Source organism: Streptococcus cuniculi, assembly GCF_004570575.1.
GTDB lineage: Bacteria > Bacillota > Bacilli > Lactobacillales > Streptococcaceae > Streptococcus > Streptococcus cuniculi_A.
In genome coordinates, this window is record NZ_SPPD01000021.1 from 1 (window position 1) to 20,166 (window position 20,166).

At 44.1% G+C, this 20,166-nt stretch carries 21 protein-coding genes; 14 read left to right on the top strand and 7 right to left on the bottom strand.

Features of this window, described 5'->3' with window-relative positions; genetic code table 11:
• Positions 1 to 322 precede the first annotated feature (322 nt).
• The 9 genes from rpsL (at position 323) to glnA (ending at position 9,831) form a co-directional block, all read left to right on the top strand.
• Complete coding sequence (gene rpsL / locus E4T82_RS10465) at positions 323 to 736, top strand: 30S ribosomal protein S12 (RefSeq protein WP_018379166.1); 414 nt, start codon at positions 323 to 325, stop codon at positions 734 to 736.
• A gap of 18 nt (positions 737 to 754) precedes the next feature.
• Positions 755 to 1,225 (top strand): 30S ribosomal protein S7, encoded by a 471-nt coding sequence (gene rpsG, locus E4T82_RS10470; RefSeq protein ID WP_067087676.1) that lies wholly within the window; start codon positions 755 to 757, stop codon positions 1,223 to 1,225.
• Positions 1,226 to 1,458: 233 nt separating this feature from the next.
• Positions 1,459 to 3,540 (top strand): elongation factor G, encoded by a 2,082-nt coding sequence (fusA, locus tag E4T82_RS10475; protein WP_135182744.1) that lies wholly within the window; start codon positions 1,459 to 1,461, stop codon positions 3,538 to 3,540.
• Between the two features lie 67 nt (positions 3,541 to 3,607).
• Positions 3,608 to 4,222: a hypothetical protein gene (locus tag E4T82_RS10480; protein ID WP_135182745.1), complete on the top strand. Its 615-nt coding sequence runs from the start codon at positions 3,608 to 3,610 to the stop codon at positions 4,220 to 4,222.
• A gap of 636 nt (positions 4,223 to 4,858) precedes the next feature.
• Positions 4,859 to 5,869, top strand: a complete 1,011-nt coding sequence (gene gap / locus E4T82_RS10485; RefSeq protein ID WP_075098542.1) for a type I glyceraldehyde-3-phosphate dehydrogenase — start codon at positions 4,859 to 4,861, stop codon at positions 5,867 to 5,869.
• 147 nt (positions 5,870 to 6,016) lie between these two features.
• Positions 6,017 to 7,216, top strand: a complete 1,200-nt coding sequence (locus E4T82_RS10490; RefSeq protein WP_135182746.1) for a phosphoglycerate kinase — start codon at positions 6,017 to 6,019, stop codon at positions 7,214 to 7,216.
• A gap of 266 nt (positions 7,217 to 7,482) precedes the next feature.
• Positions 7,483 to 7,998, top strand: coding sequence for an FUSC family protein (locus tag E4T82_RS10495; RefSeq protein WP_135182747.1), 516 nt, complete (start codon positions 7,483 to 7,485; stop codon positions 7,996 to 7,998).
• A 75-nt stretch (positions 7,999 to 8,073) separates the two neighbouring features.
• Positions 8,074 to 8,433 (top strand): MerR family transcriptional regulator, encoded by a 360-nt coding sequence (locus tag E4T82_RS10500; protein WP_135182748.1) that lies wholly within the window; start codon positions 8,074 to 8,076, stop codon positions 8,431 to 8,433.
• A gap of 51 nt (positions 8,434 to 8,484) precedes the next feature.
• Entirely contained in the window at positions 8,485 to 9,831 is a 1,347-nt protein-coding gene (gene glnA / locus E4T82_RS10505) for a type I glutamate--ammonia ligase (RefSeq protein ID WP_135182749.1), read from the top strand.
• Positions 9,832 to 10,013: 182 nt separating this feature from the next.
• Here the strand turns inward: glnA and rnjA are convergent, their stop codons facing one another.
• Together rnjA and E4T82_RS10515 are read right to left on the bottom strand one after the other, a co-directional pair.
• On the bottom strand, positions 10,014 to 11,690 hold the full coding sequence (rnjA, locus tag E4T82_RS10510) for a ribonuclease J1 (protein ID WP_135182750.1): 1,677 nt from the start codon (positions 11,688 to 11,690) through the stop codon (positions 10,014 to 10,016).
• Positions 11,691 to 11,693: 3 nt separating this feature from the next.
• Positions 11,694 to 11,924 (bottom strand): DNA-dependent RNA polymerase subunit epsilon, encoded by a 231-nt coding sequence (locus E4T82_RS10515; RefSeq protein ID WP_135182751.1) that lies wholly within the window; start codon positions 11,922 to 11,924, stop codon positions 11,694 to 11,696.
• Positions 11,925 to 12,293: 369 nt separating this feature from the next.
• On the opposite strand from E4T82_RS10515, the gene tsaB reads away from it, so the two are divergent.
• The 5 genes from tsaB to E4T82_RS10540 all read left to right on the top strand — a co-directional run bounded on the left by tsaB (position 12,294) and on the right by E4T82_RS10540 (position 15,619).
• On the top strand, positions 12,294 to 12,980 hold the full coding sequence (gene tsaB, locus E4T82_RS10520) for a tRNA (adenosine(37)-N6)-threonylcarbamoyltransferase complex dimerization subunit type 1 TsaB (RefSeq protein ID WP_135182752.1): 687 nt from the start codon (positions 12,294 to 12,296) through the stop codon (positions 12,978 to 12,980).
• Entirely contained in the window at positions 12,977 to 13,417 is a 441-nt protein-coding gene (gene rimI / locus E4T82_RS10525) for a ribosomal protein S18-alanine N-acetyltransferase (protein WP_135182753.1), read from the top strand. Before tsaB ends, rimI begins: the two co-directional genes overlap by 4 nt.
• Positions 13,407 to 14,426 carry a tRNA (adenosine(37)-N6)-threonylcarbamoyltransferase complex transferase subunit TsaD gene (tsaD, locus tag E4T82_RS10530; protein WP_135182754.1) on the top strand — a complete coding sequence of 340 codons (1,020 nt, stop codon included), beginning with the start codon at positions 13,407 to 13,409 and terminating at the stop codon, positions 14,424 to 14,426. Before rimI ends, tsaD begins: the two co-directional genes overlap by 11 nt.
• A 174-nt stretch (positions 14,427 to 14,600) precedes the next feature.
• The gene (locus E4T82_RS10535; RefSeq protein WP_135182755.1) at positions 14,601 to 15,293 is read left to right on the top strand and encodes an AzlC family ABC transporter permease; all 693 of its coding nucleotides are present in this window, start codon (positions 14,601 to 14,603) and stop codon (positions 15,291 to 15,293) included.
• Complete coding sequence (locus E4T82_RS10540) at positions 15,290 to 15,619, top strand: AzlD domain-containing protein (RefSeq protein WP_135182756.1); 330 nt, start codon at positions 15,290 to 15,292, stop codon at positions 15,617 to 15,619. The genes E4T82_RS10535 and E4T82_RS10540 overlap by 4 nt, the downstream gene beginning before the upstream one ends.
• A 40-nt stretch (positions 15,620 to 15,659) precedes the next feature.
• Here E4T82_RS10540 and E4T82_RS10545 read toward each other — a convergent pair whose 3' ends face one another.
• From E4T82_RS10545 to E4T82_RS10560, 5 genes are all read right to left on the bottom strand, one after another.
• A complete protein-coding gene (locus E4T82_RS10545) occupies positions 15,660 to 17,282 on the bottom strand; it encodes a hypothetical protein (RefSeq protein WP_135182757.1) in 1,623 nt (540 codons plus the stop codon).
• A 10-nt stretch (positions 17,283 to 17,292) separates the two neighbouring features.
• Complete coding sequence (locus tag E4T82_RS10550; RefSeq protein ID WP_135182774.1) at positions 17,293 to 17,991, bottom strand: ABC transporter ATP-binding protein; 699 nt, start codon at positions 17,989 to 17,991, stop codon at positions 17,293 to 17,295.
• A 16-nt stretch (positions 17,992 to 18,007) separates the two neighbouring features.
• Positions 18,008 to 18,607, bottom strand: a complete 600-nt coding sequence (locus E4T82_RS10555; protein WP_135182758.1) for a GNAT family N-acetyltransferase — start codon at positions 18,605 to 18,607, stop codon at positions 18,008 to 18,010.
• A 74-nt stretch (positions 18,608 to 18,681) separates the two neighbouring features.
• Positions 18,682 to 18,804 carry a hypothetical protein gene (locus E4T82_RS13050; protein WP_265588333.1) on the bottom strand — a complete coding sequence of 41 codons (123 nt, stop codon included), beginning with the start codon at positions 18,802 to 18,804 and terminating at the stop codon, positions 18,682 to 18,684.
• A gap of 81 nt (positions 18,805 to 18,885) precedes the next feature.
• Positions 18,886 to 20,070, bottom strand: coding sequence for an NAD(P)/FAD-dependent oxidoreductase (locus E4T82_RS10560; protein WP_135182759.1), 1,185 nt, complete (start codon positions 20,068 to 20,070; stop codon positions 18,886 to 18,888).
• Positions 20,071 to 20,166 lie beyond the last annotated feature (96 nt).

Consider the following 20,166-nt stretch of genomic DNA (forward strand, 5'->3'; position numbering starts at 1 on the left):
TGGAGGACTATTTACCACAATTATTTGGGAAGTAGATTCAATACTGGGGAGACCGAATGTTTTGCCTGTTTTAAAATGCTTTCTAAGGACGAAAGCTCACTGGGAAACTTTTCATGCGTACGTCGTGAAGTTCGTGAAGTTCCAGCAAAGATAGTTGACACAGAGTGCCGTTTATGATATGATGATAAACGGTACTTTTTACTTTTGGTCTCTCAAAAGTGTACAGAGACGTGCTGACAAATAGTTGCAAAGTACACACAGATAGGGGCTGTCACCAAGTGCTCTATCAACCAAAAATAAAAATTTATACAGGAGAATGTAGATGCCTACAATTAACCAGTTGGTACGTAAACCACGTAAGTCTAAAGTAGAAAAATCTAAATCACCAGCTTTGAACGTTGGTTACAACAGCCGCAAAAAAGTTCAAACAAACGTTTCTTCACCACAAAAACGTGGTGTTGCAACTCGTGTCGGAACAATGACACCTAAAAAACCTAACTCTGCCCTTCGTAAATTCGCTCGTGTACGTTTGAGCAACTTGATCGAAGTAACTGCTTATATCCCAGGTATCGGACACAACTTGCAAGAGCACAGCGTGGTGCTTCTTCGTGGTGGACGTGTAAAAGACCTTCCAGGGGTACGTTACCATATCGTTCGTGGTGCACTTGATACAGCAGGTGTAACTGATCGTAAACAAGGCCGTTCTAAATACGGTACAAAACGTCCAAAAGGGTAAGAAAGGGGATAAAGATAAATGAGTCGTAAAAACCAAGCGCCTAAGCGCGAAGTATTGCCAGATCCGCTTTACAATTCAAAATTAGTAACACGTTTGATCAACCGCGTTATGCTTGATGGAAAACGTGGTACAGCGGCTTCTATCGTATACGGTGCCTTTGATCAAATCAAGGAAGCTACTGGAAATGATGCACTTGAAGTATTTGAAACAGCGATGGAAAACATCATGCCTGTACTTGAAGTACGTGCACGCCGTGTCGGTGGTTCTAACTACCAAGTCCCAGTTGAGGTTCGTCCAGAACGTCGTACAACTCTTGGACTTCGTTGGTTGGTAACCATTGCGCGTAACCGTGGTGAGCACACTATGGTTGACCGTCTTGCAAAAGAAATCATGGATGCAGCAAACAACACAGGTGCAGCTGTTAAGAAACGTGAAGATACTCACCGTATGGCAGAAGCGAACCGTGCGTTTGCACACTTCAGATGGTAAGATAAGACGTGGAGGTCTTGAGCAAATGTTAGCCCAAGTGGGAAATGCACGGAAGAGTTTGAAAACTCTAGCAAAATACCTCACTGAAGCAGCTAAAGCTGAACAGTCGCCTCCCTTTCTTAAGCACCTTACAAACTAAAACATCTTATAACGGGTAGGTCCTGCCTATCCGTTTTTTTCTAAAATATGCTATAATGAGATGTAAATAAATTTAACAAATATAGGAGAACATAATGGCACGCGAATTTTCATTGGAAAAAACTCGTAATATCGGGATCATGGCCCACGTTGATGCTGGTAAAACAACTACAACTGAGCGTATTCTTTACTACACTGGTAAAATCCACAAAATCGGTGAAACGCACGAAGGTGCTTCACAAATGGACTGGATGGAGCAAGAGCAAGAGCGTGGTATCACCATCACATCTGCTGCGACAACTGCACAATGGAATGACCACCGTGTAAACATCATTGACACACCAGGACACGTGGACTTCACTATCGAAGTACAACGTTCCCTTCGTGTATTGGACGGTGCGGTAACCGTTCTTGACTCACAATCAGGGGTTGAGCCACAAACTGAAACCGTTTGGCGCCAAGCAACTGAATACGGTGTTCCTCGTATCGTATTTGCCAACAAGATGGATAAGATCGGTGCAGACTTCCTTTATTCAGTAAGCACTCTTCATGAGCGCTTGCAAGCAAATGCTCACCCAATCCAATTGCCAATCGGTGCAGAAGATGACTTCCGTGGAATCATCGATTTGATCAAGATGAAAGCCGAAATCTACACAAATGACCTCGGAACAGACATTCTTGAAGAAGATATTCCAGATGAATACCTTGAACAAGCTCAAGAATACCGAGAAAAATTGGTAGAAGCAGTTGCTGAAACAGATGAAGATTTGATGATGAAATACCTTGAAGGTGAAGAAATCACAAATGAAGAATTGAAAGCTGCGATCCGTAAAGCAACCATCAACGTAGAATTCTATCCAGTATTGTGTGGTTCTGCCTTCAAGAACAAAGGGGTTCAATTGATGCTTGATGCGGTTATCGATTACCTTCCAAGCCCAGTTGATATTCCAGCTATCAAAGGGATCAACCCGGATACAGATGCAGAAGAAGAGCGTCCAGCTTCAGATGAAGAACCATTTGCAGCCCTTGCCTTCAAGATCATGACAGACCCATTCGTAGGTCGTTTGACATTCTTCCGTGTGTACTCTGGTGTCCTTAATTCTGGTTCATACGTGATGAATACTTCTAAAGGAAAACGTGAACGTATCGGACGTATCCTTCAAATGCACGCGAACAGCCGTCAAGAAATCGAAACAGTTTACTCTGGAGATATTGCTGCTGCCGTTGGTTTGAAAGATACAACAACAGGTGACTCATTGACAGATGAAAAAGCAAAAGTAATCCTTGAGTCTATCAACGTTCCAGAACCAGTTATCCAATTGATGGTTGAGCCAAAATCGAAAGCAGACCAAGATAAGATGGGTGTTGCCCTTTCTAAATTAGCTGAAGAAGATCCAACATTCCGCGTTGAAACCAACGTTGAAACTGGTGAAACAGTTATCTCTGGTATGGGTGAGCTTCACTTGGATGTCCTTGTTGACCGTATGCGTCGTGAGTTTAAAGTGGAAGCAAACGTAGGTGCTCCTCAAGTATCTTACCGTGAAACATTCCGTGCTTCAACGCAAGCTCGTGGATTCTTCAAACGTCAATCAGGTGGTAAAGGTCAATTCGGTGATGTATGGATTGAATTTACTCCAAACGAAGAAGGAAAAGGTTTCGAGTTTGAAAATGCAATCGTCGGTGGTGTGGTTCCACGTGAATTTATCCCAGCGGTTGAAAAAGGATTGGTTGAATCAATGGCCAACGGTGTTCTTGCTGGATACCCAATTGTTGATGTGAAAGCAAAACTATATGATGGTTCATACCATGATGTCGACTCATCTGAAACAGCCTTTAAAGTTGCGGCTTCTCTTGCCCTTAAAGAAGCGGCGAAATCTGCACAACCTGTTATCCTTGAACCGATGATGCTTGTAACGATTACTGCACCAGAAGATAATCTTGGTGATGTGATGGGACACGTAACAGCTCGTCGTGGACGTGTAGATGGTATGGAAGCGCGTGGTAACACACAAATCGTTCGTGCTTACGTGCCACTTGCTGAAATGTTCGGTTACGCAACTGTTCTTCGTTCAGCTACACAAGGACGCGGTACTTTCATGATGGTATTTGACCACTATGAAGATGTGCCTAAGTCAGTACAAGACGAGATCATCAAGAAAAATGGTGGGAACGCTTAATAAACTATTAAAAGATGAGGGATTCAAGTTTCCTCATCTTTTTTACGATGTATAGAGGAGTCGAATCATGAGGAAAAATACAGGTTTTTTATTTACACCTATTCTCTGGACAGCTTTTACAGCCTTTGTTGGTTGGATTTTTTGGAAGATATTTGTTACCGACGCCCCAGCAGGGACGGATACTAGCTTATTTACAGTAGGGATTCCCTTGGTAATTATTCTTGTTTTTGTTACTTTATTAGTATTAGAGTATAGTAAGGCAAAAGAGCGGATTGCTCGCTATGCAAGATTTGAACAACTCTTTCCAGAGTTGCCAGGTGGTGTCACTGCGCTACCAGAGAAGGCGGATTTTTACCAAGAATTCTATCTTGCTGTTTATAAGAATCATTTCATCAGTAATTGGGAATTCGATTTCATTGATTTAGATACTGTTTCTGCTATCTACTATGAGCGGACGGCTGCGATTAAACGCCGTGGACAGGCTATTGTGGGGGATGAACCTCAGCTTATTTTTATCACTAAATTAGACGAGAAAAAGATTATAAAATTAGGTCTGGGTGCACCAGTTAAGGATATAAGCCCTGTCTTGGCATACATTGCAGGTATTGCCCCAGAGATTCGATATGGCTCGGATAAGGTAAGTTTTGAAGACTATCGTCCTATTCTAGAGAAAATGAGATAGGTAATGACACGGGCTGTCGTTTCGTTTATTTTTAGTCCGAGTTCAATTACGAAATGATGGACTCCTTGTTTTCCAACGCTTGCACCTCAGTTTATGATGGTGGGCAACGATATTGTAAATAAGCCCTGTTTACTGTGGCGGGACAGTGACTCAGGAGGGGCATCTTCGACTTGCTACTGACTGGGAATTGTGTATGACGCTTGTGATAAGGTGGTTCATGCTTGGTAGGGAATTTATCATTTATAACGCTAAGGAAAACTATGCTATTGCTGCGGTCTGGCAAAGGCAAATGCTAGGGTATTCAATTGAGCACGACAGTCGAAATAAGATGACCGAGAGTTCAAAGGTTCACCTATCGTAAAGCCCAGTGACCATTTGGAGTAAGAAGTCTTGCAATCAATGGCGAGGTTCATGTGATTGTAAGGCTTTTGCTTTTTCAAGAATTTTTTCTAGTATGATTTTGGTGAAAAATCCGGTCTCTAGCTAAGCAAAAACTTGCAATTTTCGCAGAATAAGTATATAATAAAAATGTTGAAAGGTGACTTGGATATTTGCAAGTTAAGATTTTCACAAAAGGATTAAAAGGGTACCCTTTTAAAATAAAAGAACTCGATTTTCATAAGGAGGAAATCATTCATGGTAGTTAAAGTTGGTATTAACGGTTTCGGTCGTATCGGACGTCTTGCATTCCGTCGTATCCAAAACGTAGAAGGTGTTGAAGTTACTCGTATCAACGACCTTACAGATCCAGTGATGCTTGCACACTTGTTGAAATACGACACAACTCAAGGTCGTTTTGATGGTACTGTCGAAGTAAAAGACGGTGGATTTGAAGTGAACGGTAAGTTCGTTAAAGTTTCTGCAGAACGTGAACCAGGAAACATTGACTGGGCTACTGACGGTGTAGAAATCGTTCTTGAAGCGACAGGATTCTTTGCTTCTAAAGAAAAAGCCGAGCAACACATCCACGCAAACGGTGCTAAGAAAGTTGTGATCACTGCACCTGGTGGAAATGATGTTAAGACAATCGTTTTCAACACTAACCACGACATTCTTGACGGAACTGAAACAGTTATCTCTGGTGCTTCATGTACTACAAACTGTTTGGCTCCAATGGCAAAAGCTCTTCATGACAGCTTCGGTGTTGTTGAAGGATTGATGACTACAATCCACGGTTACACTGGTGACCAAATGGTTCTTGACGGACCACACCGTGGTGGTGACCTTCGTCGTGCTCGTGCTGCAGCAGCAAATATCGTTCCTAACTCAACTGGTGCTGCAAAAGCTATCGGTCTTGTAATCCCAGAATTGAATGGTAAATTGGACGGAGCTGCACAACGTGTTCCTGTTCCAACTGGATCAGTGACTGAATTGGTAGCAGTTCTTGAAAAGAACGTTACTGCTGATGAAGTAAATGCTGCAATGAAAGCTGCTTCAAACGAGTCTTACGGTTACACTGAAGACCCAATCGTTTCTTCAGATATCGTGGGTATCTCATTTGGTTCATTGTTTGATGCAACTCAAACAAAAGTTCTTGACGTTGACGGCAAACAATTGGTGAAAGTTGTTTCTTGGTACGACAACGAAATGTCTTACACTTCACAACTTGTTCGTACTCTTGAGTACTTTGCAAAAATCGCAAAATAATCGAATGAAAGACGAGGTCGTTTGACCTCGCTTTTTAATTGGTGAAATACCTGCTTTCTAGTGTGAATTTTTGTGAAATCTTTCCCATAATTTCCAAAATATGGTATAATGGTAAGGTATAAAATAAAGAATAGGAGTTTTTGTAAAATGGCAAAACTTACTGTAAAAGACGTTGACTTGAAAGGAAAAAAAGTCCTTGTCCGTGTTGACTTTAATGTACCTTTGAAGGACGGCGTAATCACAAATGATAACCGTATTTCTGCGGCGCTTCCTACTATCAAGTACATTCTTGAGCAGGGTGGACGTGCAGTGCTCTTTTCTCACCTTGGCCGTGTGAAAGAAGAGGCTGACAAGGAAGGAAAATCCCTTGCACCAGTTGCTGCTAACTTGGCAGAAAAATTAGGTCAAGAGGTTGTCTTCATTCCAGGAGCAACTCGTGGAGCAGAGCTTGAAGCAGCGATCAATGCGCTAGAAGATGGACAAGTTCTTTTGGTTGAAAATACTCGTTTTGAAGATGTTGACGGTAAGAAAGAATCTAAAAACGATGCAGAACTTGGTCAATACTGGGCTTCGCTCGGAGACGGTATTTTTGTCAATGACGCATTCGGTACAGCTCACCGTGCGCACGCTTCAAACGTTGGTATTTCAGCAAACGTTGAAAAAGCTGTTGCAGGCTTCCTTCTTGAAAACGAAATTGCCTATATTCAAGAAGCAGTTGAAAATCCAGTCCGTCCATTCGTAGCGATCCTTGGTGGTTCAAAAGTTTCTGATAAGATTGGTGTAATCGAAAACCTTCTTGAAAAAGCGGATAAAGTCCTTATAGGTGGTGGAATGACCTACACCTTCTATAAAGCACAAGGTATCGAAATCGGAAACTCCCTTGTAGAAGAAGATAAACTTGATATAGCGAAATCTCTTCTTGAAAAAGCAAATGGGAAATTGATCTTACCAGTTGACTCAAAAGAAGCAAATGCTTTTGCAGGCTATACTGAAGTGAAAGATACAGAAGGCGAAGCTGTGGATCCAGGCTTCCTCGGTCTTGATATTGGTCCAAAATCAATCGCAAAATTTGACGAAGCTCTTACAGGTGCGAAGACAGTTGTGTGGAATGGACCTATGGGTGTCTTTGAAAATCCTGATTTCCAAGAGGGAACAATCGGCGTCATGGATGCCATTGTGAAACAACCAGAAGTGAAATCAATCATCGGTGGTGGTGACTCAGCGGCAGCTGCCATCAACCTTGGCCGGGCCGACAAATTCTCATGGATCTCTACAGGTGGTGGAGCATCAATGGAATTGTTGGAAGGTAAAGTGTTGCCAGGACTCGCAGCATTGACTGAAAAATAATCTTCTCATGATTGAAGACTAGAAAAGGTGTCGATAGGCACCTTTTCTGTGCATCGCGTAGAGTTTCTGCTAAACATCAAAAGGAATGAAATCGAAATAATAGCAAAAGGGTGGCTTAGTCCGCCCTTTTTTGATGATGAGGATAGTGGAACCTAGTGGGGCGTTAGAATGTTGTTTTATCGAAATCGATTTGAGGGAGGCAGGCTGGAAGATTAGTGGTATAATAGTAGGTAAGTGGATGTTAGATGAGGAGAGAAAGTTGAAGTATGTTTAAAAAATATCGATTTAATCCCAAGCAGTTTAAGTTGGGCATGCGGACTTTGAAGTCAGGAGTAGCGGTTTTTTGGGTGATTTTACTCTTTGGTTTTTTCAGTCGTCAGGGGGCGCAGATTGCAGCGCTGACAGCTGTTTTCAGTCTGCGGGAGGATTTTGATAAGAGTGTGCATTTTGGTGCTTCGCGTATTCTTGGGAACTCCATCGGTGGTCTCTATGCCCTGCTCTTTTTCATCTTAGATCAATTCTTCCATGAGCACCCTTTGGTCACGTTGGTTGTCGTTCCGATTTGTGTCATGTTAACGATTATGACAAATGTGGCCATGAATAATAAACCAGGGATTATCGGAGGGGTAGCAGCTCTGCTGATTATCACCTTATCCATTCCATCGGGAAATGCCATTCAGTATGTCTTTGTTCGTGTCTTTGAGACATTTGTAGGTGTCTTTGTGGCGATTTTAGTAAATTCCGATATTGGTAAAATAAAAAAGCGATTACAAAACGAATGATGTTAGAAAATATGACATAAAATATTGACGAATGAGCGAATTTCTCCTATAATGGTAGGCAGAAAGGAGCTTATCATGAGAGAGAAAGAATTTCGTAGATCTTTAGCGGTTTTTCCGATTGGTAGTGTGATGAAATTGACCGATTTAACCGCTCGTCAGATTCGCTATTATGAAGAGCAGGGCTTGCTTCATCCATACCGTAATGAGGGCAATCGTAGACTTTACTCGCTCAACGATATGGACCAGCTATTGGAAATCAAGGATTTTTTAAATGAGGGTCTCAATATCGCAGCGATTAAGAAAGAGTATGCTAATCGTCAGGCTAGACCTCCGAAAGAGACAGAAACCTTGACAGATGAAGATGTACGTCGGATCCTCCGTGATGAACTCCGCAACCAAGGGCGCTTTTCTAACCCTACCAGTATCTTTCGTTAGCCATCCATACGGATAGGAATCTTATATTCAAACAATAAAAGGAGACCATTTATGTCAATTACAGTAGCGGATATCAAACGGGATATTCAAGAGAAGAACGTGACCTTCATTCGCTTGATGTTTACCGATATCCTAGGAATTATGAAAAATGTTGAGATTCCAGCCACTGATGAACAAGTAGATAAGGTGCTATCAAATAAGGCCATGTTTGACGGCTCTTCCATTGAAGGCTTTGTCCGTATCAATGAGTCAGACATGTATCTTTATCCTGATTTGAACACATGGACGATTTTTCCTTGGGGGGATGAAAATGGCCGTGTAGCAGGTTTGATTTGTGATATTTATACGACAGAGGGTGAGCCCTTTTCAGGAGATCCTCGTGGGAATTTGAAAAAGGCGCTACGCCACATGGAAAAAATAGGTTTCACCTCTTTCAACTTGGGACCAGAACCAGAATTTTTCCTCTTTAAAATGGACGAAAATGGCAATCCAACGCTTGAGGTGAATGACAAGGGGGGCTATTTTGACCTTGCTCCAACGGATCTGGCGGATAATACTCGGCGTGAGATCGTCAATGTCTTGACGAAAATGGGCTTTGAAGTAGAGGCTAGCCACCACGAGGTAGCGGTGGGGCAGCATGAAATTGACTTCAAATACGCGGATGTCTTGAAGGCTTGTGATAATATTCAAATCTTCAAATTGGTTGTTAAAACCATTGCTCGCAAGCATGGTCTGTATGCAACCTTTATGGCAAAACCGAAGTTTGGAATTGCGGGCTCTGGAATGCACTGCAATATGTCGCTTTTTGATAGCCAAGGCAACAATGCTTTCTATGATCCAGCAGACCCTCACGGGATGCAGTTGTCAGAAACAGCCTATCATTTCTTGGGTGGTTTGATGACACATGCTTACAGTTATACAGCGATTATGAATCCAACGGTAAACTCATACAAGCGTTTGGTACCGGGATTTGAAGCACCTGTTTATATCGCTTGGGCTGGTCGTAATCGTTCGCCATTGATCCGCGTACCGGCGTCTCGTGGCATGGGAACGCGTTTGGAGTTGCGTTCGGTTGATCCGACTGCAAATCCTTACTTGGCTATGGCAGTCTTGCTAGAATCAGGCCTAGATGGTATCGAAAATAAGATTGAAGCACCAGCGCCAGTAGAATCCAATATCTATGCAATGAGTGAGGCAGAGCGCCAAGAAGCGGGCATTGTGGACTTGCCATCTACGCTTCATAATGCGATTAAGGCCTTGCAAAAAGATGATGTTGTAAAAGCCGCTTTGGGAGAACACATTTTTACCAATTTTGTCGAGGCTAAGAAAATCGAGTGGGCAAGCTATGCGACTTACGTTTCGCAGTGGGAGATTGAACACTACCTAGACTTGTATTAATACTCTATAAAGATCAACATCTAACTAAGCAACGAAATCGCAGATAGAACTAGAGTTCGTCACGGTGAGTTCACAAGGTTAGTGTTTGATTTTTGACAAATACAATCAAGGGAAGGATACCAAAAGGTATCCTTTTTGAGCATGCCAAAAAACGTATGGATTGCTCCATACGTTTGCGTATCTTATTTATCCGGTGTGAGAATCATCGGGATGATGATGGGCTCGCGTTCGGTCTTTTCATAGAGGAATGGTCTGAGGGCATTGACGATGGCTCCGTTGACCGATTGGATATTGGCTTCTTTATTTTTGAGCGCAATGCGAATCGCGTTGAATAAGATGCGTTGGCTTTCACGAATGAGGTCGCCTGATTCCCGCATATAGATGAAGCCTCGACTGAGGATATCTGGTCCTGCAAGGATCATCTGTGATTGGAAATCAACGGTTGCAACTGCAAGGACGACACCGTCTTCGGACAGGTCTCTACGGTCTTTGAGGACAGCGGCTCCAATCTCCCCGATACGGTTTCCGTCCACATAGATGTCCTGAGCGTTGAAATGACCTGCCAGCCGGGCGCTGTCTTTTGTGAGGGCAAGGACATCTCCGTTTTCCATAATGAAAATGTTGTTTTTAGGAATGCCAGTATCCATAGCGAGCTGGGCGTGGATTTTTTGCATGCGGTACTCACCATGGACAGGCATGAAGAATTTTGGCTTAATCAGACGGAGCATGAGTTTTTGCTCCTGTTGACCACCGTGTCCAGAAGTATGGATATTGTTAATCTTACCGTGGATAACCTCTACACCAGCTTCAATCAAGATATTGATGAGCTTATTAACGCCAGTTGTATTTCCTGGGATAGGACTAGATGAGAAGATAACCGTGTCGCCGGGTTGTAATTGAACTTGGCGGTGGGTACCGTGTGCGATGCGAGAAAGGGCCGCCATTGGCTCACCTTGACTTCCCGTACAGAGAATCATAATCTCGCTGGCAGGATATTCCTTAATTTCATTTGGCTCGATAAAGGTATTTTTTGGAACCTTGATATAGCCTAATTCAATCCCATTTGCGATGGCTTTTTCCATGGAGCGACCGAATACGGCAATCTTACGACCTGTCTTGACAGCGGCATCGGCAGCTTGTTGCAGGCGGAAGATGTTTGAGGCAAAGGATGCAAAGATAATCCGTCCATGAATGCCCTCGATTAATTTCATAATCGATTGGCCGACCACTTTTTCTGAATTGGTAAAGGTTGGGATTTCGGCATTGGTTGAGTCAGACAGTAAGCAAAGGACACCTTCTTCTCCAAGGGCCGCCATGCGGTGTAAATCAGCAGGCTCTCCTACAGGTGTAAAGTCAAACTTGAAGTCTCCTGTACAGACAATTTTCCCTTGAGGGGTATCAATCACAATACCGAGGGGTTCTGGAATCGAGTGGGTTGTACGGAAGAAGCTGACTTTGAGTTGTTTAAAGGTCACCTCGGTGTTGTGGTTGATTTCGTGGAGGGTGGCATCACGTAAGAGACCATGTTCTTCCAGTTTCCCACGAATAAGGGCAAGGGCAAGTGGTCCAGCATAAATTGGGATATTGGCTTGCTTTAGCAGGAAGGGAATGCCTCCGATGTGGTCTTCGTGACCGTGGGTGATGACCAGCCCTTTGACGCGGTCAATGTTATCAACGATGTAAGAATAGTCTGGGATGACGTAATCAATGCCGAGCAAATCGTCTTCTGGGAATTTAATCCCTGCATCAACGATGATAATCTCGTCTTGGTATTCGATTCCGTAGGTATTTTTACCGATTTCTCCCAAACCACCAATGGCGAATACGCCGACTTCTTGTGATTTTAGATGAACTGACATGGGTTAAAACTCCGTAATGCTAAAATCTGCGTGAGTTTTTTCGTACTCAAGGTGGTTTTCAGACAAGAGTTCGATAAATTCGATGTTGTAAGCAGTCTGCTCTTCCACCAATTGGCGGGCGATGATGCGGCCTTCTAATTCATCGTTGGCATCAATATCAAGATAGAGGGCGCGTGTTTGTTCACGGCGTGGGGTAGAATCTTTCGTTTCTTGGTAAAATACTTTATAAATCATGTGTTTCCTTTCATTGATGACAAGTCTATGGCAAATAGTTCGGACTATAAAAAAGTAAGAGTGTAAGCAAACTGCTCAAACTCCGAGTTTTTTGTAAGGTGTAGGCTGTTTTTTATGCCACCGAACAGACTAGGCTACCACGAAGATAGTCTTGTCAATTTGTATGTCATTTTCTAGAGTTGTCATTTTTAGTTGTGATTTTTTTACTATTATATCATAAAAGGGGCTTTTGGTAAAAGGAATTGGTAGGAAAATGAAAAATCAATCGCCTTTCAAGCTGTTTTCAAGAGGAGAGATTGCCCAGAATTGAAAAAAAAGGCAAGATAGCTTACAATAGAGAGGAACAGAATCGTGTAAAGAGAGTAAAGAATGAAAGTATTAGCGCTTGATACGTCCAATCAAGCCTTGGCGGTGGCCTTGGTAGAAAATGGGCGTTTGCAGACAGAAATGACCCTTGCAGTTAAGAAAAATCATAGCATCAGTTTGATGCCGACAATCGACTTTTTGATGCAGTCCGTAGGTTGGCAGCCATCTGATGTGGAGCGCGTCGTAGTAGCGCAGGGACCAGGGTCTTACACGGGATTGCGGATTGGGGTTGCGACAGCTAAAACCTTGGCCTATACCTTGGGAATTGACTTGGTGGGGATTTCGAGCTTGCAGACCTTGGTGCCAAAAGGTGTGGATGGTCTAGTCGTGCCAGTCATTGATGCGCGTAGAAATCATGTCTACGCTGGTTTTTATAAAGATGGTCAGTCGGTCAAGGCGGATGCCTATCTGTCTTTTGAGAGCCTGCTAGAAGAGGTCAAAGACTATGAGCGCGTGACCTTTGTAGGCGAAGTAGAGGTTTTTATTGAACAGATAAAAGAAGTCTTACCGCAAGCTCACTATCAAGCGACCTTGCCGTCTGCCTATCAACTCGCCTTGGACGGAGCAGCTGCTCCAACAAGCGAGGTCATGTCTTTTGAACCGCGCTACCTCAAGCGGGTCGAAGCAGAGGAAAATTGGCTCAAAGAGCACGAGGAACAAAATAAAGAAAGCTATATCCAGCGCGTATGATAGAAGTTGAAGAATATCGGGGTCAGGAAGAACTAGCACCAGCCCTCTATGAAATCTTGGCAGATGTCTATACCACCTCTCCTTGGACGGTCGAGCAGATGGAAAGAGACTTGGTGCAGCCAGAGACGGTCTATTATCTGGCAAAACAGGGTGGTGACATTCTTGGCTTTCTAGCTGTCCAGCAGTTGGCAGATGAGTTGGAAATCTTGCAGATTGCTGTGAAAAAAGACGCTCAAGGTCAGGGAATTGCGGGGAGCTTGCTGGACTGTATCAAGTCCTTTGCAGGTTCGGTATTTTTAGAGGTCAGGGCTTCCAATCAGCGTGCGAAAGGCTTATATGAGCGCTATGGATTTGAAGAAATTGGCAGACGCAAGGGCTATTACCATGGTCCGGTAGAAGATGCCATTGTGATGAAAAGAGAGAAAGATGAACGATAGATATATCCTTGCGATTGAGACCTCTTGTGATGAGACCTCGGTTGCGGTATTAAAAAATGATGCGGACTTGTTGTCCAATGTGATTGCGAGTCAAATCGAAAGCCACAAGCGTTTCGGCGGAGTGGTTCCTGAAGTAGCCAGCCGTCACCATGTCGAAGTGATAACGGTCTGCATTGAAGAAGCCTTGCAGGAGGCTGGGATAAAGGCTAGGGATTTGACGGCGGTTGCGGTGACTTATGGACCAGGATTGGTCGGAGCGCTTCTAGTCGGCTTATCCGCGGCAAAAGCCTTTGCTTGGGCAAATGATTTGCCGTTGATTCCTGTTAATCACATGGCAGGGCATTTGATGGCGGCGCGCAGTATCAAGGAATTAGAATACCCCTTGCTAGCCTTACTAGTCTCTGGTGGTCACACCGAGTTGGTCTATGTGCCAGCGCCTGGCGAGTATAGAATTGTCGGAGAAACGCGTGATGATGCAGTCGGTGAAGCCTATGACAAGGTCGGCCGTGTCATGGGGCTGCCTTATCCAGCGGGTCGTGTCATCGATGAATTGGCGCACAAGGGAGAAGACATCTATGATTTTCCGCGTGCCATGATGAAAGAGGACAATCTGGAGTTTTCTTTCTCAGGTTTAAAATCAGCCTTTATCAATCTCTATCACAATGCCGAACAGCGAGGAGAACGTCTGTCCAATGAGGATTTGTCTGCTTCTTTTCAAGCCTGTGTTATGGATATTTTACTCGCCAAAACTAAAAAGGCTCTCGAAAAATATCCTGTTAAGACCTTGGTGGTCGCGGGCGGTGTGGCGGCCAATCAGGGCTTGCGTGAGCGCTTGGCGCAAGAAATCAGCGATGTGGAGGTTCTTATTCCGCCTTTACGCCTCTGTGGCGATAATGCGGGCATGATTGCCCTAGCAGCTGTGAGTGAGTGGAACAAGGAAAATCTAGCCTCCCTAGACTTAAATGCCCAACCGAGTCTGGCATTTGAAATGCTGGACGATTTGTTGTAGTGAATGTAGGGCCGACAGGCTCTTTTTTTCATCTCCTAATGAAAGTTCAAAGTGAATTCAAAAGACTATGTATAGAAATGATAACTTTCTGAAACTATCTTGAAAAGGTTGACGATAGGTTTTTTCTAGCTTATACTAGAAAAATAGATACAGGAGTTGAGAAAGGAGAAGGATGTGCAATCATCATTGGTGAAAGAAGGAGCGCTTGATGCGATTCCAACAGTCCTGGGTTATGCGAGTATCGGGCTAGCTTGTGGGATTGTTTCGGTCAATTCAGGCATTTCACCCTTGGAAATGGGCTTGATGAGCCTAGTTGTGTATGCAGGAAGTGCGCAATTTGTCATGTGTGCCATGATTTTAGCAGGTGCGCCTTTGATGTCGATTGCGGTGACCGTCTTTTTCGTCAATCTGCGTCACTTTCTATTGAGCCTGCATACGGCCACCATGTTTCAGGAGAATTCCTTGGCTTCTAACCTTTTGATTGGCTCATTGTTGACGGATGAATCATACGGTGTCTTGTTGCGCAAGCATTTGGAACATCCGAAGGTGTCTCCCGATTGGATGTATGGCAATAATATAGCGAGTTACGTTTCGTGGGTTGTTTTTACCATTCTGGGCAATCTCATCGGCGGGCTCATTCCGAATCCTGAACAGTTGGGGCTTGATTTTGCTTTGGTTGCCATGTTTGCAGGAATTTTTGCTGGACAACTGGAAGCCATGGCTAGACAACTGCCTTTGAAGAAGATTGGCTTGATTTTGTTGAGTGTATTTGTGGCTTATATGGAGCTAGTAATGGTGGTATCAAGCTACATTGCGGTTCTTATTACAACCTTGGTCGGATGTTTTGTGGGGGGTGATGGTAGATGATTGATAGGTACGTGTTCTTGGCCATTCTCGTTGCGCTAGTAGTAACTTGGGTGCCTAGGGTCTTGCCCTTTGTCTTAAGCAAGGGAAAATCTCTGCCACCGCTTGCTCTGAGATTCTTGCGCTTTCTACCAATTTCCATCATCTTTGCGCTGACTTTATCGAGCGTTGTTGATGAACAAGTGGGGAGCTTTCCAAGGTTTTTGCCGATTGAAACCCTCGCCCTACTCCCGACGTTCCTTGTTGTTTTAAAAACCAAGAACATCTTGCTTGCTGTGGCAGTTGGGGTAGCCGTTACTGCGGGTTTCCGATTTCTTTCAGGGGGCTAACATACTAAAAAGTTCGAGGGGAATATCTCGAACTTTTATGTTATTTCAAACGGAAGGTCTTGGGTGCTTTTTTGAGCAGAATCAGATAGCCGATTCCGACATAAAGGCTAATCCCGATGGAAAGGCCCAGAATATATAGTGGACTTTCGATTTTTAGTTGGGTATTGAGATAAGCTAGCCAATAGAGGGCTCCGCTGAGAATACGATAGAGAGGGTTGACAATGTCCATGTCCTTGGTGAAAGGCTGGAGAATGTAGTAGATAAAGAGGTCGTGGAAGGAAAAGAGGACGGTGATACTGAGTATGAGGTAGGCAGTCAGAAGAATCAGTTGCCACGAATACTGGAAATGTCCTATAAGCATGATAATGAGAAAGAGAGCAGAGGCAAAAATGCTGTTAAATTTTAGCGTTTGGATAAAGCGGTAGTTAAAACCAGCCAAAATGGTTTTAGGCTCCCGATAAAATGGATAATGGAGCATGGAGATGTCGCAGTTGACAAAGACCATTTGGGTGATTGTCTTACCGAGAGAGCCTGCATACATGATCATGAGGGTAAATGGCAAGAGTGCTATCAATCCTTCCTCCGGTAGTTGGATAGGTTCGTGTGCAAAGAATCCAATCGTCGCAAATAGAGTAGGAACGACGAGTAAGAAAGTTAGCCGTTTTTTCAAACCTTTTGTAAGAATACTATGATAGCGCTGGAACAAAAGGGCATTGAGGTAGGTCATACCTGTCAGATGAGACAGGTCTTTTTGCTTGTCCAAGCTCAATTTTTCCTGCATTTTGAGCCCCTGACGGGTATATTCGTTGCCTTGGGTCATCTGGAAGATTTGCTTATCTAGCGCAAGGGACTCTTCCATGCGGAAGCTGAGGAATTCAGCTGCCTTGTCAAAGGCGAGGACAGAGCGTAGGCTGATGATGAGTAGAGGAATTTGGACAACCAGTAAAGCTAGTAGCCAGTAGGCATTGAGTGCATCTCGTTTGAAAAAGGCAAGAAGTGCAAAGGCAAAGCCGAGTATGATAGCTCCCCAACCTTGCCAAGACCAACGCTTCACTAAGCTATGGCGTTTAAAGAACCAGAAATTACAAGCAAAGCCGGCTAATTGAGCAGTAGGAAGAGTGAAGATACCAACTGGGAGAATCAGCCACTGATGTGCTAGACCGCTCAAGACTATCAAAGCAGGAATATAGGCCAGACTATGAAGAATAGGCTCCACCAACAATTGACTTTGTAAAAAGAGTTTTTGGGAGAGTTTGAAATTCACCATAAATTCTCGATTTCCCTTGGAAATGACTGGTTCAAAACCTTGCGAAAAGCGATACATCAGTCCTGTCATGCCAAACCAGATGGCAAACCCAAGCAAGTAGCCCTCTGGGTGAAGTGTAAAAGGTACGGGGTCAGCGCCCATAGCTAGATTGATAGCGCCATTAGCGATGATCACATAGATTGTCAGCCAGATAAACTTAGTCAAAAAACGCAAGGGGACAGCTAGAAGAGTGAAAATGTAAAAGAGGATTTTTTTGAGGCTGTAAGAGCGATAGACTGTTTCAGGAATGGATGAGCCAACCAAGGGGATTTTTCGAAGGTAGTAGAGCAAACCATTGACCTGCTTGCTGAGGTTGAAGGTTTCTTGATACCAGATGTAGCGTAAAATGTCTTTCATGTTCCACCTCCTATTTATCTACCAGTAAGTTGACCACCTCTTGCTCAAAATCAGCATCGTGCAGGCGCTCGCTTGGTACAGTCTGTAATGTATGATGGTGCAAGAGGACAATCTCGTCGCAGAGGTCTTGAGCCAATTGGAGGATATGGGTAGAAAAGATGATGACGGAATCTTTTTTAGCCTCGCGAATGAGCTGTTTGAACTCATGGGCAGCAACAGGGTCAAACGAGGTCAGCGGTTCATCGAGCAAGAGAACCGATGGCTGTACAATCAGCGAAAGGAGGAGCTGGACCTTGTTTTGCATACCGTGGGAGAAATCCTTGAGCAGGCGGTGTTGGTCGCCTTCGTCAATGCCAACGAGTGTCAGCCATTCTGCAGGGGTGCGATGGTGCCGGAGTTTGTCCTTGTGGATATCCATGTAAAAACGGACAAATTCAAAGGCTGTCATAAAGGCAGGAAGCTGCGGATAGGTCTGGGTAAAGCCGATATCGGTCGAGTCATAATCGTGTAGTTGACCCTCTTCTTCAAACTGAATGCTGCCTTGCTCAAGGACGAGGTTGCGGGCGATGCAGTTAAAGAGAGTGGTTTTTCCTGCCCCATTTCTGCCGAGAAGTCCATAAATCTTTCCTTGTTCAAAGGTGAAAGAGGCATCTTGTAGGATGACCTTTTGGTCAAATTGTTTTGAAATGGAATTGAGAGTTAGTTTCATCATGAAAGATCTCCTTTTAGGATAGAGTGTTAGAGGGGGTGGCATTGGTATGAAGTTGAGATAGGCGGATCAATTGCTGCCCGTCAGCGTCGAAATTGCTATCTGCAAGCCATTGTTCGAGAGCCTGCTTTTTGTCTGGCCATTCTTTATCTAGCAGAGAGAACCAGTCCGTATCTCTGTTTTTTCCTTTGTAGACGACAGCTTGACGAAAGGTTCCTTCGTAGGTAAATCCCAAGCGTTTAGCTGCCTGTCTGCTAGGCTGGTTGAGATGGTCGCATTTCCATTCGTAACGGCGATATTTCAGTGTTTCAAAGACATATTTCATCACGAGATATTGGGCTTCGGTTGCTTGGCGTGTTTGTTGCAACTCGTCAGAGTAAATGACCCAGCCCATCTCTATCACTCGGTTTTTGGTGTCGATGCGCATGAGTGCGAAAGTCCCAACAGCTCGATTAGATGCTTTGTCGATAATGGTCAGGTAGTAGGGATCGGTAGAGGCCATCATGTCTGCCAGGTACTGGTGAAAATCGCTCCGCTCGGTAAAAGGGGTGATGGATAAATAGGTCCAATGTTGAGCAGGGCTTGCAGGGCCATGAAGCTGGGATAAAAGTCTCATGTGTCCTTAAATTTTATAGCTTTAACAGTTTGACGTATATCAATAGTCAGGGGAGTGACTATTGATACCTGAGCCTAGAAATTAGAAAGCGAGGACAACGAAATCGAACTCTTGCGAGTTACCGATTTCTGTCCCACTCCCTCGTAAAAGCCTTCTAAGGCATCTCCGATTGCTTGTCCAAAATGATTGTAGCGCATACATTTTCTCCTCTCTCTGTCTCTTTGTTCTATATCTATAACACATAAAAGTACAAAAAAATTAAAGGTATTCCTTGAATTTTATGAAAGCGGTATCGGTTGCATTCCTGCGACCCAGCCAGTAGAGAGACAGTAGGTGATGTTAAAGCCACCTGTATGGGCATTGATGTCCAGAACCTCACCTGCAAAGTGCAGTCCTGCAACTTTCTTACTTTCTAGGGTTTTGGGATTGATTTCCTTAAGGTCGACACCACCCTTGGTCACAAATGATTTGGCTAAGGACATCTTTCCTGTAATGGGAATTGGTAAGGCCTTGATGGTGGTGATCAGCTGCTCTATTTCTTTAGGCAAGAGCTGCTTGACCGTGAGCGGGTGGGGGCTGGCAAAAAATTCTGCTAAGCGTTCGGGCATCAGATGTTTCAAGACATTTTTGAGGTTCTTTTCCCGTTGATCCGCTAAGAGGGTGGTCAACTCTTCCTTGTTCATCTGTGGAAGAACATCTAGGTAGGCTGTTTCTCCACCCTTGACGAAGCTGGACAGCCTTAGGGCAGCAGCAGGACCAGAGAGTCCAAAGTGCGTAAAGAGGAGATCGTGGGTGATGACGTGCTTGTCATAACGGAGAGTGACATCATCAAGTGAGATTCCTTGGAGAGCCTTATGAGGGAAGTCGGTCAGGAGGGGACTTTCAGCTGCTTCAATGTCAGTGACAGCCAATTTAAAATGGCGGGCAATATCGTACCCGAAGCCAGTAGAACCCGTTGAGGGATAGGTCTTGCCACCTGTTGTGACAATCACCTTGTGGCTTGTGAACAGCTCCTGTGCTGTTTTAAGATGAAAGACTTCATCGATTTTTTTGACCGAGAGGACCTCGGTATCTGTCCGGATGTCAACTCCCAAGTCAAGCATCTTCATCTCAAGCGCTTTGATAATGGTCTGGGAACGGTCTGTCTTTGGAAAGACCCTGCCGTGGTCTTCGACTTTTAATTTGACACCATTGTCTTCAAAGAACTGGATAATATCGTGGTTGTCAAATTGTGAAAAAACACTGTAAAGGAAGCGCCCGTTTCCAGGAATGCCAGCGAGCAGATCCTCGAGTATCCCGTTGTTGGTCACGTTGCAACGCCCACCGCCAGTTCCGGCTAATTTTTTGCCGAGTCTGCGATTTTTTTCTATGAGTAGGGTTGACTGACCGTAGAAACTCGCTGCAATAGCAGCCATCATGCCAGCAGGACCTGCTCCGATAATAATGGTATCAAACTGTGTCATAAGCTATCCTTTTCCAAAATTGTGATGCCTTGTTCTATTTATTGTATCATAAAAGGGCTTGAAGCCTGCTTTAAATGGTAGGAAAATTTGACAGGA